This is a genomic window from Rathayibacter sp. AY1A2 (genome assembly GCF_002930935.1).
Classification (GTDB): Bacteria; Actinomycetota; Actinomycetes; order Actinomycetales; family Microbacteriaceae; genus Rathayibacter.
Map to the genome: position 1 here is coordinate 149,438 of NZ_PSTP01000003.1, position 12,998 is coordinate 162,435.

The following is a 12,998-nucleotide window of genomic DNA, read 5'->3' on the forward strand; positions in this document are numbered from 1 at the left end:
TGCCCCGACATCTTCGGTCAAGTCGGGAATCTTCCGCCCGATCACCCCGTTGTCTGATACCCCCGGGGGGTATACCGTCGGATCAGGCCGGAAGCGGCCGGAAGGAGTCATGATGGCGCAGCACCACCTGCACGATGACGAGCACGAGAGTGCTCACCGCACCGTCGAAGCACGCGACGTCGACGCGGGAAGGACAGGTCATCACGTGAGTACGGCCCCTGACGGGCACGCCGGGCACCAGATGCGCGGAGCGCCTGATCCTCACGCAGGCCACAACATGACGGCGGGCGCTGCCGGCCACGGCGGCCACGGCGGCCACGGCGGCCACGGCGGCCACGGCGGCCACGGCGATCATGTCGGCCAGTTCCGGCGGTTGTTCTGGATCATGCTGGTGTTCGCGGTGCCGGTGGTCGTGTTCAGCGGCATGTTCTCGATGATCCTGGGCTACTCCCTCCCCGACGTTGCGGGGGTCGGCTGGATCTCGCCGGTGCTCGGGACGGTGATGTACGTCTGGGGCGGCCGGCCCTTCCTGCAGGGGGCGGTGTCGGAGCTGCGCTCGAGGACGCCGGGGATGATGCTGCTGATCGCTCTGGCGATCACGGTCGCGTTCCTCGCGTCGTGGGGTGCGAGCGCGGGGCTGCTGGATCACGAGCTGGACTTCTGGTGGGAGCTGGCGCTGCTGATCGTGATCATGCTGCTCGGGCACTGGATCGAGATGCGCTCTCTCGCGCAGACGTCCTCGGCGCTGGACTCTCTCGCGGCGCTGCTGCCGGATGAGGCGGAGCGGGTGCGCGAGGGTGAGGTGGAGAAGGTGTCTCCCGCGGACCTGGTGCAGGGGGATGTCGTGGTCGTGCGTCCCGGCGGCCGGGTGCCGGCGGACGGCCGGGTGCTGGAGGGCACCGCGGACGTGGATGAGTCGATGATCACCGGGGAGTCCCGCCCGGTCAGTCGCGGCCCGGGATCGATGGTCGTGGCCGGCACGGTCGCCACGGACACGGCGTTGCGGGTGGAGGTGACGGCCGTCGGCGACGACACCGCTCTCGCCGGCATCCAGCGCCTGGTCACGGAGGCGCAGAACTCGTCCTCCCGGGCGCAGCGCATCGCTGATGTTGCCGCCGGGTGGTTGTTCTGGTTCGCGTTGGGCGCGGGAGTGATCACCGCGATCGTGTGGTCGCTGCTGGGCAGTCCCGACGAGGCGGTGATCCGCACCATCACGGTTCTGGTCATCGCGTGCCCGCACGCGCTGGGACTCGCGATCCCGCTGGTGGTGTCCATCGCGACCGAGCGGGCCGCGAAGGGCGGCGTCCTCGTCAAGGACCGTCTCGCGTTGGAGAGCATGCGCACGGTGACCACGGTCCTGTTCGACAAGACGGGCACCCTGACCAAGGGCGAGCCGACGCTCGCCGCCGTGCACACTGTCGACGGGGTGAACGAGGAGCAGCTGCTCGCGGTCGCTGCGGCGGTCGAGGCGGACAGTGAGCACCCTCTCGCTCGGGCGATCGTGGCAGCCGCGAACAGCCGCGGCGTGCGGGTGCCGGCAGCGACCGGTTTCCAGGCGTCGACCGCTGTCGGCGTCACGGCGCAGGTCGAGGGGCGTGCGGTGAGCGTGGGCGGTCCGTCGATGCTGCGCGCGCACGACGCTGCCGCGCTCGAGCAGACGCGCGCGTGGGAGGCGGAGGGGATGATCATCCTCCACGTCCTCGCCGGCGGTCGGGTCATCGGGGCTCTCGGGCTCGCGGATGAGGTGCGGGAGGAGTCCCGGCAGGCTGTCGACGCGCTGCACGCGATCGGCGTGCAGGTGGTCATGATCACCGGCGACGCGGAAGCGGTCGCCCGCACCGTGGGCGAGGAGCTCGGCATCGACCGGGTGTTCGCCGGCGTGAAGCCGGAGGACAAGGCCGCGAAGGTCATCGAGTTGCAGCGCGAGGGCCGACGGGTCGCGATGGTCGGTGACGGCGTCAACGACGCTCCCGCTCTCGCGCAGGCCGACGTGGGAATCGCGATCGGCGCAGGCACCGATGTCGCGATCGCATCCGCCGGGGTGATCCTGGCCTCCGATGACCCCCGGTCGGTGCTGTCCGTGATCGAGCTGTCCCGGGCCAGCTACCGGAAGATGAAGCAGAACCTGTGGTGGGCGGCCGGCTACAACCTCCTCTCCGTCCCCCTGGCCGCGGGAGTGCTCGCGCCGATCGGGTTCGTGCTGCCGATGTCGGTCGGGGCTCTGCTGATGTCCGCGTCCACGGTCGTCGTCGCCGTGAACGCGCAGCTGCTGCGCCGCCTGGAGCTGTCCCCGCAGGCCAGCACCCGCGCCGCGCGCGAACGCGACACCAGCCCAGTCCGTCACGAGGAGGGCCGCAGTACCGTCCAGGTGCGCCCGTAGTCGCCGGAGGCGACCACTCCGCGCTCGTCGGCGGCAAGGACCCACTGTTCTTCGCCGTCGACGAGCGCGAACGCCTCCGGCTGCCCCTCGAGGGTTCCGTGGCTCTGCCAGGAGCCCTCGAGAGTTCCCGTCCACAACGTCCCGTCGACGTCGACACCGACCAGCTGCCCGCCGGCACTGCCGTCCACGAGGAACAGGGCGGGCGCGCCGGAGACGGGCCGGAACGTGACCGCGGCGTCCTCGCTGACCTGTAAGCCCGTCTCGGTCGTCGCGAACACCCGGTCGGGACGCTCGGGGTCCACGGTCAGATCGCGCAGCGGCAGTTGCGCAGACGGGGTCCATGCGGCGCCGGAGTCGTCGCTGCGGAGGATGACGCCGCGGCTCGCGTCGTACCCGTACACGCGGGTCGCCGCATCGGTGAGAGCGACGGTCGCGAGGTCGTGGAAATCCGTCTCCCCACTCAGGGACACCGGCTCCCAGGTCGCGGCCGCATCGATGCTGCGGATCAGACCCAGGTTGGGTCCTGGCGCGGACCTGTCGGCGGGGTCGGGATGCCCGGAGGCGTAGAACACTCCCTCCGGGGTGATCGTGAACCCCATCGTGTCCTGCGCCCGGCCGGCGACCGGCCCTCCGCCCGCTTCGTCGTCGGTCGGGGTGGGGCTGGCCGGGTAGGTGTCCGGGAGGGTGTCGGTGGGGATCACCCACACTCCCGAGTGCGCAGCCGCGTAGGTGAGCCCGGTCACCGGATCCCAGCCCAGCCCGTGCACGTGCTCCAACCCTGCCGGCGCGGCCACGAGCGCGCCCGTCTCCACGCGGCCTGACGAAACGCAGCCGGTGAGCAGCGCCACCGTCACGGCGGCGCCGACGATGACGGCGAGACGCCGCGTGCGGCGCGAGCGGTGCCCGCAATGCTCAGCCAAGGCCGACACCCAGATCGCTCATGAAGCCTTCCGGGTCCACGGGGCTCCCGTCCACGCGCGTTTCAAAGTGCAGGTGACAGCCGGAGGAGGCGCCGGTGGAGCCCACGAGAGCGATCAGGTCGCCGGCGGCGACCGTGTCACCCACGTCCACGAGCAGGTCGCTGTTGTGCGCGTAGCCGGTCTCGATGCCGTCGCTGCTCGCCAGCAGGATCCAGTTGCCGTAGCTGCCGGCGTAGCCGGCTTCCTCGACCGTGCCGCCAGTCGCTGCGACCACCGGGGTTCCGCAGGGGGCGGCGAGGTCGGTGCCCTTGTGGAACGCGCTCACGCCCGCGACCGGGGCATCCGGGCGAGGACCGAACGTGCTCGAGATGCGCCCCGCGACCGGCACCCGCCAGGTAGCGGACGCGACCTCGCTGTCCTCAGTGGATGCGGCGGACTCTTCTGATGCGTCGTCCACGAGTTCCGTGGCGACGGCGGCGGTCACCAGCACCTCGGGTTTGGCTTCCGCGCCGAACGTGTCCCGGGTGACGGTGAGCTGCACCGCGCCGGCCGCGACGAACGTCTGCGGCTGCGCCTCGCTGACGGCCAGGGTCGTGGTCTTGGTCGGGGTGCCGTCGACGGCGAACGCGGGCATGGAGGAGGTCACCGCGATCATCGTGACGAGAGTCATCGCGGACATCCCAGCCAGGCGCGGCCGCATCGTGGCCGTGCCCGGCGGGGCCGGGCGCGGGCGGGCCGCGACGCGGGCGGCGTGCTGCAACGCCTGCGCGTCGGCTCGCGAGGGCGCCGTGTACGTCACCCGGCGTCCGAGCGTGAGCGCAGCCTGCCGCGGGGAGGCATCGCGGGTGCGGGTTCGGGTGCGGTGCACGTCGCGGCGGCGCGGGTCGCTCGTCGGCGTCGACGCGGCGCTCACCGGGCGACTCCCGAGCGAAGCGGACGGGGGTGAAGAGGAAGGCGGTGCATAGGGGGACGTTTCTGGTTCGAGCGCCCTCAGAGGGCGCGAAGAAGTAGAGGGTGGGGATCGCCAGGTACGGCGACCCCCACCGGGGCGCGGCGGTAGCGCGCACGGGCGCGACGCAGCAGCGCTCCGCCTGCCCAGGAGGGGGAAGGGGCGTCAGAAAGACGGGTCAGCGGGACGCGAGGAGATCCTGCATGGTTGCGATCTCCTCGGTCTGGGTCTGCACGATCGTGTTCGCCATGTCGATGGCGTCCGCGTTCTGGCCCTCGTCGACCTCGGTCTGCGCCATCTCCACGGCGCCCTCGTGGTGCATCATCATCTGCTCGAGGAACAGCGTCTCCGCCTCGGCGCCGGTCGCGCTCTCCAGCGAGGACATGTCCTCGTCGGACATCATCCCGTCCATGCTGTGATCCATGCCCGACATCGAGTCCTCAGCGCCCCACGCGCTGATCCACTCCTCGAGCTGCGCGATCTCCGGACCCTGCGCTTCCTTGATCTGGGTCGCGAGGTCGGTGACGTCGGTGCTGATGCCGTCCTTCGCGAGGATCATGTCGGCCATCTCCACCGCCTGCTCGTGGTGGGGCTTCATCATCTGCGCGAACATCACGTCCTGATCGTTGAAGTCCGCCTCCGCCGCAGCAGTCGAAGACGGCGACGCGGACGCGGACGAGGAGGAGCTGCTGTGGTCCATCCCCTCCATGCCGCCCGTGCCGGAGCTGTCCGAGCAGGCGGCCAGAGTAATTGCGGTCGCCAGAGCGAGAGTCGAGGCGAGAAGAGTGCGCTTGTTGTTCATGAGTGTCGTATCCGTTCAGTCGGTAGCAGGAATCGCCGGAACCGCGCCCTGCGGGCGGGGTGATGAGGTCGCAGCGGACGCTGCGACGACAGGCGAATCAGGTGCGACTGATCGACAACACCGTCAACGACGGCAGATACACATGGAACTTCGCGCGCGGAACGAGCAGCAGAAGACGCGGACCCGCGTCGAGCACGCGCGCGAACAGCGCCGGCACCCGGGCCAGGAGGATCAGGGACGCGAGGAAGAAGACGATGACGCACGTCGCCGCCATCAGAGCGCACCCCATCGCGCAACTGTCATCACACGGCACCATCGGCACGACCGCGCCCTGATCGGCGCCAGCCACGAGAGCCATCCCGCCTGTCGACGCAGCTACCGGGTCGGCGTGAGCATCGGTCTGCGCATGCGTGTGTCCTGCGGACACAGACGCGTCGGAATGGCTGCCCATCATCGAGTGCATCGCGAACACGCCCAGCAGCAGAGCCGCCAACGTCAGCACCACGACCACCGCGCGCATCAGCGGCGCGGACAGCTTAGAAACGACGCTGTCGCTCATGATCCACACCTCCGACACTGCTCGTCACTCGTCCGAGGGCATCAGAAGGGACGCCCATGCATACCCCCCTAGAGTATGCAGAAAGCAGCCGGAGCGGCTGAAAACCCCCTCCGTACCCGTCCGCCCCGCGCAGCAGCGGACGAGCTGCACCAGCACCCGGGGGATGAGGACACCGTGACCGAGCAGACGAGCGAGCAGACCGACATCACCGGCGCCCACGGCTACATCTCCGACAAGGACCAGTACCTCCGCCGCCTTCGCCGCATCGAGGGGCAGGCTCGCGGCCTGCAGAACATGGTTGAAGACGAGCAGTACTGCATCAAGATCCTCACCCAGATCTCCGCGATGACCAGCGCCCTCGAGTCCGTCGCGCTCGGTCTCCTGAACGACCACCTGAACCACTGCGTCCTCGAGGCCGCCGCAGCCGGCGGCGACGAAGCGAAGATCAAGCTGCAAGAAGCCTCCGACGCCATCGCGCGGCTCGTCCGCTCCTGACGTTCAAGTGCGCAACCCGCCCTGAATGACGCCGGCGGTCCTCGACGCAGCGGGATACCGGCGCCCTGGCTAAGCGTTCCCGCTTGTCCTTCGACGGCTTCACGGCAGTTCGATCCGCTGCGATCCGTGGGATGAGGCGAACGAACACGACCGCAGTAGCGCCGCAGCCTGGCGCAGGCGTGCCGAGGTGAGCGATGACATCGGCTATCGGGGCAGCAGTTCGGTTCGTAGGGTCGGACTTATGGAACCGTCTCGACAGCTACCCGCCATCGGCGCCCCGGCCTCCCGCGCGCTCGAGGAAGCGGGCGTGCACGATGCGGACGACCTGCGGCGGGTGGGCCTGGACCACCTCGCGACCCTCCATGGGGTAGGACCTAAGGCTCTCCGACTTCTCCAGCAGACCCTCGACGCCGACGCGCGCAAGCGGTGACAGCCGATCGATCGGGTGCTCTCCATGCACCCCGAGCATGTGTGTTCCTGCGACATGCTCGCGCCTTTGAGCTGTCCGGAGCGGCCCGTCCGGGCTGTTCTGCCGCCAGTGGTGGCGGGGGTCGCTGACATGATGACGGGGTGCTGATCGCGTACCTGGACGAGTCCTACACACAGGACTTCTACTTCATCGGCGCTGCCGTGACGACACAGGAGAAGTGGGAGCAGCTCGAGCACGGCTACGCCGCTCTCCGGGAGCAGATCGCCGCGGATCACGGGGTGCCGGCGGATGTCGAGTTTCACGGGCACGAGCTGATGGGCGGCGCCGGCGAGTGGGCTCCTCTGCGCGGGAAGCATCGTGAGGCGGCGGGCATCTACGCGGCCGCGCTGCGCATCGCGCAGGAGGCAGAAGTCCGCTACCTGTTCCGGGGCGTGGACGTGAAGCGCCTGAACGCCCGGTACCGGTACCCGGAGCAGCCGCACAAGATCGTGCTGCAGCACCTGCTCGAGCGGGTGAACGAGTACCGCCGTGACGTCTTCTCCTTCGATACCGAGGAGGTGATCGTCGTGGCCGACGAGATCGCGACGCAGGAGGAGCACCGGCGGCAGTTCGAGAGCTACCGGTCACTGGGCACGCCGGGCTACCTGACGAGCCGCCTTAACCTGATTTCCTCCCCGATCCAGTTCGCGTCCTCGAGGAACGCCGCCGGGGTGCAGGCGGCCGACCTCGCGATCTACCTGCACCGGCGTCGGCAGACGGTGACGGAGACGCACCCGAAGTCCGCGGCGACGATGACGCGCCTGGGCGCTCTGATCGACGCGTCGACGTCGCACGACCGGATCTGGACGCCTTAAAAACGAAGACCCCGCTAGGCGGGGTCTTCGGCTGGCAACGTTCCGGGAACCGGCCCGTTGTGACGATCACGATACACGCGGATCCTGGACGAGTCACGGCGTCACGGGCGCCGCCGCTCGATGAGGATCGTGTCGCGCCAGCGGCCAGCCTCCGGCCCGTACGTCATCTGCGCGATGCGCTCCCGGATGCCCACACGCCGGAATCCAGCGCGGTCGTGGAGGGCGAGACTGGCGGTGTTCTCGGGGAAGATGCTCGACTGGATCGTCCACAGGTCCGCGTCGTCCGCCGCGGCGATGAGCGCGGCCAGCAGCCTCGATCCGACGCCGCGGCCACGTGCAGCGGCGGCGATGTAGACGGAGTGCTCGACCACGCCCCGGTAGACGGGGCGGGCCGAGACCTTCGACAACGCGGCCCAGCCGAGGATCTGTTCTCCGTCGACGGCGACCAGGCGCCCGACGTCGAGCTTCCCCGCGTCGAACGCCTCCCGCGTGGGCGGTTCGGCCTCGAAGGTGGCGTGCCCGGTCGCGATCCCCTCGCGGTAGATCGTCTCGACCGCCGCCCAGTCTCCGGGGGTCATCGGCCGGATCGCGGTCATGAGCAGCAGCTCCCTCCGGCGGATCCGATGTCGGTGGAGCAGACGCCGGTTTCGGGGAGCACGAGCTGGACGCGCCGGGCGGCGGCGTGATCGCCGGCGAGTTCGTCCGCGATGGAGCGGACCTGCTCGTAGCCGGTGGCGAGCAGGAAGGTCGGCGCACGGCCGTACGACTTCATCCCGGCGATGAAGAAGTTCGGCTCGGGGTGGGCGAGTTCCGCGACGCCGTGGGGGTCGACGGTGCCGCAGGAGTGCAGGTTCGGGTCGATGAGCGAGGCGAGGGCGCGGGGTGCTTCCACGATCTCGTCCAGGGAGACGCGGATCTCGCGCAGCATGTCGAGGTCGGGCCGGAACCCGGTGGCCTGCACCACGACATCGACTTCCACGCTCTCGCGCTCCTTCCGGCGGCGCCCCATCACCGTGACGCCGCCGGAGGGGGTCTTCTCGAGGCGGTCGATTTCGAAGCGGTCCAGGAGGGTGATCGCGCCGTCGCGGACGAGCTGGTGGACGGTGCCGCCGAGCTTGCCGCGCTCCTCGAGCTCGTCGTCGCCGGAGCCGAAGACGCGCACCGGGCTCGTGCCGCGGATCGCCCACGTGATCCTCGTCTCCGGTTCCTCGCGGGCGAGTCGAGCGAGCTTGATCAGGGTGTTCGCGGCGGAGTGGCCGGCGCCGACGACGAGGACGCTTTTCCCGGCGAACCGGGCACGGTCCGCACCGAGCACGTCCGGCAGTGCGTGGCTGAGGTGCTCCGCGACATCAAGGACACCGATTGGGTCAAGGCCCGCGGAGGCGAGCGCGTTGGGCGTGGAGTAGGTGCCGGAGGTGTCGATGACCGCGCGCGCGGTGACGTCGACGGCGCCCTCCGGAGTGTCCAGGCGCAGCAGGAACGGGGTCGCAGCGCGGCCGGTGGAGCGGGTGCGATCCATGCCCTCACGAGAGACGGCGGTGACACGGGAGCGGTAGCGGATGACCGGGGCGAGCTCCGGGGTCGCGGCGAGAGGAGCGAGGTAGTCGCGGACGAACTCGTGCCCGGTGGGCAGCTTCTTCGCTGCGGGGGCCTCCCAGCCGGCGGCGTCGAGCAGGCGCCCGGCGGCCGCGTCGACCAGGAACTCCCACGGGGAGAACAAGCGAGTGTGACCCCACTGCTGCACAGCGGCACCTGCGCTCTCACCCGCCTCGTAGACGATGACGTCGAGGCCGCGCTCGAGCAGCTGCGCGGCGGCGGCGAGACCCACGGGGCCGGCGCCGATGACGGCGACGGGCAGGCCGGTGAGGCGGCGCTCGTCGGTGCGGGGCGGGACGGTCAGCAGCAGGGTCATCAGGTGCACTCCTCAACATCGACGGTCATCGATGGATCGAGTCTGCCCCGGCATATCGATGGCTGTCAATGTGTGGGAGGGTGGAGGCATGGCGACGACCGAGCTGACTCTCACCGCGGCGGCGGCCGCGTGCTGCGCGCCGCTCGCGCGCGAGCCGCTGAGCGCCGAGGGCGCGGAGCTGCTGGCGCGAGCGTTGAAGGCGATGGCGGATCCGGCGAGGCTCCGCCTGGTGTCGATCGTGGCGTCGAGCAGCTCGGGCGAGGTGTGCGTGTGCGACTTCACGGAGCCGGTCGGGCTGAGTCAGCCGACCGTGTCGCACCACTTGAAGATCCTCGTGGACGCCGGGATCCTGGCCCGCGAGAAGCGCGGCACGTGGGCGTACTTCTCCCTCGTCCCCGGCGCGCTCGACTCCCTCGCCGGGATGCTCACCCGCGTCTGATCAGGCGGCCGTGACCCTCGCCGCGAGAGCGTCGACGCGCGCGGCGAGCTCGTCGTAGGCCGCATCGAACGCGGCATCCGTGCCGGCAGGTACCGGGTCGGGGATCGACCAGTGCAGCGCGTCCGAGCCGAGTTCCTCGTGCGCGGCGTCGCAGACGGTGATCACGAGGTCTGTGTCGGCGGCGACGTCCGCGAGCTGCTGCGGGGCTCCTTCGGGTAGCGGGAGGCCGTGGCGTTCGGCGGTCGCAATCGCTCCGGCGGCCACCGCGGCGGCCGGGTGGGTGCCGGCGGAGGCGACGGGGATGGGGCTGCGCTGCGCCCAGAGCTGCGCGGCGAGCTTGGAGCGGGCGGAGTTCGCGGTGCACACGAACAGCACTCGCCGCGCTGCGGCGGTGGTCGAGGGCCCGAGCTGGTCGAACGCCCCGGGGATCAGATGGACGTAGCTGCGGCGCCGGTCCGCCTCCGAGCGGCGACGGAGGATCATGCCTTCGCGCTCGAGGACGGCGAGGTGGTGCGCGACGAGGTTCGAGGGCATCCCAAGACGGTCCTGCAGCTCCCGCGGCGCGAGGTCTCCGAGGGTGAGCAGGTCGGTGATCCGCAGGCGCGCGGGGTCGCTGAGGGCGGCGTGCCGGGCGGCGCGCGCTTCGAGTTCGGTTCGCTCGGTGTTCATTGACTCAATCTTGACTGAGTGATCGTGAGCGGTCAAGATGGCCGACGACATGGACACCACTTCCCCTCCTCCGCTCGCTCGTCGGGCCGTGGCCGAGTTCCTCGGCACCGGTCTGCTCGTGGCGATCGTCGTCGGCTCCGGCATCGCCGCTCAGACGCTCTCCCCGGACGACGTCGGTCTGCAACTGCTGGAGAACTCCCTCGCGACCGCGCTGGGGCTGGCGGTGCTGATCCTCACTCTCGGCCCGGTGTCGGGGGCGCACTTCAATCCGCTCGTCTCCGCCGTGGACGCGGTCCTCGGTCGTCGCGACCGCACCGGCCTGCTGGGGCGGGAGCTGGCGGTGTTCGTGGGCGCGCAGCTGCTCGGAGGCATCGGCGGCGCGGTCCTCGCGAATGCGATGTTCGAAATCCCGTCCTCGATCGCGACGACGGAGCGGGTCACTGCCGGGCACCTGCTCGGGGAGGTCGTCGCCACCGCGGGCCTGGTCCTCGTGATCCTCTCCCTCGCCCGTACGCACCGAGGCCCGCTCGCGGCGGCCGCGGTCGGCGCGTACATCGGTGCCGCGTACTGGTTCACGTCCTCGACCTCGTTCGCGAATCCCGCCGTGACTCTCGGCCGCGTCTTCACCGACACCTTCGCCGGCATCGCCCCCGCCTCCGTCCTGCCGTTCGTCGCTGCGCAGCTCGTCGGCGCCGCGATCGGCGTCGGCATCGCCGTGTTCCTCTTCCCGGGCGCCGCCCGGGCCGCCGGGGACCTTGTGGTCCCGGCCACCTCGACCTCTTCACACGTCTGATTCGAAAGGCCCATCTGATGCATCTCGTCGCTATCGGCGGCAGCGACGCGGGGATCTCCGCCGCGCTGCGCGCCCGCGAGCTCGACCCGTCCGTCGACGTGACCGTCGTCGTCGCCGACTCGTACCCGAACTTCTCCATCTGCGGGATCCCGTACTACTTCTCCCGCGAGGTGCAGCCATGGCAGTCGCTTGCGCACCGCAGCCACGCCGATCTCGAAGCCACCGGCATGACCCTGCGCCTGGACACCTTCGCGACGGACATCGACGTCGCCGGGCAGCAGCTCACCGTCCGCACCCCCGACTGCTCGCTCGACCGGATCGGGTACGACGAGCTGATCGTCGGCACCGGCGCCCTCGCCTCCTCCGCCGGCATCGCGGGAGTGGACGCACTGGGGCCGGAGGACGGAGTGCACGTGCTGCACTCGATGGGCGACACCTTCGCGCTCGAGCGGTTCCTCGACAGTCGAGACCCGCAGACCGCGATCATCGTCGGCGCCGGCTACGTCGGCCTCGAGATGGCCGAAGCCCTCACCGTCCGCGGCCTCCGAGTCACCCAGCTCCAGCGCGGCCCGGAAGTGCTCTCCACCCTCGACCCCGAACTCGGCGCCCTCGTCCACACCGAACTGACCGAGCGCGGCGTCGAGGTTCTCACCCGCACCACCGTCGCCTCGATCGAGAAGACCGCCACCGGCCTCGCCGTGCACGCCGACCACGACGGCACACCTCTCACCCGCACCGCTGACGTCGTCCTCCTCGTCGTCGGCGTGAAGCCGAACACCGACCTGCTCGCCCGCGCCGGAGCGTCTCTCGGCGCCGGCCGCGCGGTCGTCGTCGACGAGGCGATGCGCACGGGCCTGCCGCACGTGTTCGCGGCAGGCGACGGAGTGACCACGCACCACCGTCTGCTCGGCAGCACCTACCTGCCGCTGGGCACCACGGCCCACAAGCAGGGACGGGTGGCCGGCGAGAACGCTCTCGGCGGCGATGCCCGGTTCGCCGGCTCGGTCGGCACGCAGGTCGTGAAGGTCTTCGACCTCGTCGCCTCCCGCACCGGCCTTCGCGAGCACGAGGCCCTCGCCGCGGGCTTCGCGCCGGCGACGACGAGCGCGGTCGCGGACGACCACAAGCGCTACTACCCGGGCGCGCAGCCCATCACGATCCGCATCACCGGCGACACCCGCGACGGACGTCTGCTCGGCGCGCAGCTCGTCGGACGCCTCGGCACCGAGACCGCCAAGCGCGTCGACACGTACGCGACCGCCCTGTTCGCCGGGCTCACCGTCGAGCAGGTCTCCGACCTCGACCTCTCCTACACACCCCCGCTCGGCTCCCCCTGGGACGCCGTGCAGATCGCCACCCAGACCTGGACCCGCACCACCACCGGAAGCAGCATCCCCGCATGACCGAGAAGCCCACCGTCCTCTTCCTCTGCCAGCACAACGCCGGCCGCTCCCAACTCGGCGCAGGCCTGCTCGAAGTCCTCGCCGGCGACCGCTACACCGCCACCTCCGCCGGTCTCTCCCCCGCCGAGACGGTGAACCCCGCGATCGCTGCGACCGTCGCCGAGCTCGGCCTCGACATCAGGAACCACATCCCCCGCGCCGTCACCGTCGAGGACCTCGAGAACGCGGACATCGTCATCACCATGAAGCCCGGCCTCACCCTCCCCGCAACGCCGACCGGCCGATTCCTGGAGTGGAAGTTCCCCGACCCGACCGACTGGAGCACCGAGAACGTCCGCCCCCTCCGCGAGGCCGTCGCCGCCCGGATCCAGACCGAACTCCTCACCTAGACGC

The 12,998-nt window shown here is 70.5% G+C and carries 14 protein-coding genes; 7 read left to right on the forward strand and 7 right to left on the reverse strand.

Features of this window, described 5'->3' with window-relative positions; genetic code table 11:
- The first annotated feature begins 277 nt into the window (after positions 1 to 277).
- Positions 278 to 2,380 carry a heavy metal translocating P-type ATPase gene (locus C5B93_RS04700; protein WP_374953131.1) on the forward strand — a complete coding sequence of 701 codons (2,103 nt, stop codon included), beginning with the start codon at positions 278 to 280 and terminating at the stop codon, positions 2,378 to 2,380.
- On the opposite strand, the gene C5B93_RS04705 is transcribed toward C5B93_RS04700, so the two are convergent.
- The 4 genes from C5B93_RS04705 to C5B93_RS04720 form a co-directional block, all read right to left on the reverse strand.
- Positions 2,341 to 3,300, reverse strand: a complete 960-nt coding sequence (locus C5B93_RS04705; RefSeq protein WP_146078441.1) for a F510_1955 family glycosylhydrolase — start codon at positions 3,298 to 3,300, stop codon at positions 2,341 to 2,343. The genes C5B93_RS04700 and C5B93_RS04705 overlap by 40 nt on opposite strands.
- On the reverse strand, positions 3,293 to 3,955 hold the full coding sequence (locus C5B93_RS04710; RefSeq protein WP_146078442.1) for a M23 family metallopeptidase: 663 nt from the start codon (positions 3,953 to 3,955) through the stop codon (positions 3,293 to 3,295). Before C5B93_RS04710 ends, C5B93_RS04705 begins: the two co-directional genes overlap by 8 nt.
- A gap of 472 nt (positions 3,956 to 4,427) precedes the next feature.
- Complete coding sequence (locus C5B93_RS04715) at positions 4,428 to 5,051, reverse strand: DUF305 domain-containing protein (protein ID WP_104257772.1); 624 nt, start codon at positions 5,049 to 5,051, stop codon at positions 4,428 to 4,430.
- A gap of 97 nt (positions 5,052 to 5,148) precedes the next feature.
- Positions 5,149 to 5,610, reverse strand: coding sequence for a hypothetical protein (locus C5B93_RS04720; protein ID WP_146078443.1), 462 nt, complete (start codon positions 5,608 to 5,610; stop codon positions 5,149 to 5,151).
- Between the two features lie 174 nt (positions 5,611 to 5,784).
- On the opposite strand from C5B93_RS04720, the gene C5B93_RS04725 reads away from it, so the two are divergent.
- Both C5B93_RS04725 and C5B93_RS04735 read left to right on the forward strand, forming a co-directional pair.
- The gene (locus C5B93_RS04725; protein WP_055794478.1) at positions 5,785 to 6,105 is read left to right on the forward strand and encodes a metal-sensitive transcriptional regulator; all 321 of its coding nucleotides are present in this window, start codon (positions 5,785 to 5,787) and stop codon (positions 6,103 to 6,105) included.
- Positions 6,106 to 6,675: 570 nt separating this feature from the next.
- Positions 6,676 to 7,389 carry a DUF3800 domain-containing protein gene (locus C5B93_RS04735; protein ID WP_055794482.1) on the forward strand — a complete coding sequence of 238 codons (714 nt, stop codon included), beginning with the start codon at positions 6,676 to 6,678 and terminating at the stop codon, positions 7,387 to 7,389.
- Positions 7,390 to 7,490: 101 nt separating this feature from the next.
- On the opposite strand, the gene C5B93_RS04740 is transcribed toward C5B93_RS04735, so the two are convergent.
- Together C5B93_RS04740 and C5B93_RS04745 are read right to left on the reverse strand one after the other, a co-directional pair.
- Positions 7,491 to 7,985 carry a GNAT family N-acetyltransferase gene (locus C5B93_RS04740; RefSeq protein ID WP_055794483.1) on the reverse strand — a complete coding sequence of 165 codons (495 nt, stop codon included), beginning with the start codon at positions 7,983 to 7,985 and terminating at the stop codon, positions 7,491 to 7,493.
- Entirely contained in the window at positions 7,982 to 9,301 is a 1,320-nt protein-coding gene (locus C5B93_RS04745; protein WP_055794485.1) for an FAD-dependent oxidoreductase, read from the reverse strand. Before C5B93_RS04745 ends, C5B93_RS04740 begins: the two co-directional genes overlap by 4 nt.
- Positions 9,302 to 9,389: 88 nt before the next feature.
- Here C5B93_RS04745 and C5B93_RS04750 point away from each other — a divergent pair, with 88 nt between their 5' ends.
- Positions 9,390 to 9,740 (forward strand): helix-turn-helix transcriptional regulator, encoded by a 351-nt coding sequence (locus C5B93_RS04750; RefSeq protein WP_055794488.1) that lies wholly within the window; start codon positions 9,390 to 9,392, stop codon positions 9,738 to 9,740.
- Here C5B93_RS04750 and C5B93_RS04755 read toward each other — a convergent pair whose 3' ends face one another.
- Positions 9,741 to 10,409: a helix-turn-helix domain-containing protein gene (locus C5B93_RS04755; RefSeq protein ID WP_055794490.1), complete on the reverse strand. Its 669-nt coding sequence runs from the start codon at positions 10,407 to 10,409 to the stop codon at positions 9,741 to 9,743. It lies immediately after the preceding gene.
- A gap of 49 nt (positions 10,410 to 10,458) precedes the next feature.
- On the opposite strand from C5B93_RS04755, the gene C5B93_RS04760 reads away from it, so the two are divergent.
- The 3 genes from C5B93_RS04760 to C5B93_RS04770 are packed head-to-tail and all read left to right on the forward strand — an operon-like array spanning position 10,459 to position 12,994.
- Complete coding sequence (locus tag C5B93_RS04760; protein ID WP_181028834.1) at positions 10,459 to 11,202, forward strand: MIP/aquaporin family protein; 744 nt, start codon at positions 10,459 to 10,461, stop codon at positions 11,200 to 11,202.
- 17 nt (positions 11,203 to 11,219) lie between these two features.
- Entirely contained in the window at positions 11,220 to 12,605 is a 1,386-nt protein-coding gene (locus C5B93_RS04765) for an FAD-dependent oxidoreductase (protein WP_055794493.1), read from the forward strand.
- Positions 12,602 to 12,994: a low molecular weight phosphatase family protein gene (locus C5B93_RS04770; RefSeq protein ID WP_055794495.1), complete on the forward strand. Its 393-nt coding sequence runs from the start codon at positions 12,602 to 12,604 to the stop codon at positions 12,992 to 12,994. Before C5B93_RS04765 ends, C5B93_RS04770 begins: the two co-directional genes overlap by 4 nt.
- Positions 12,995 to 12,998: the final 4 nt, after the last annotated feature.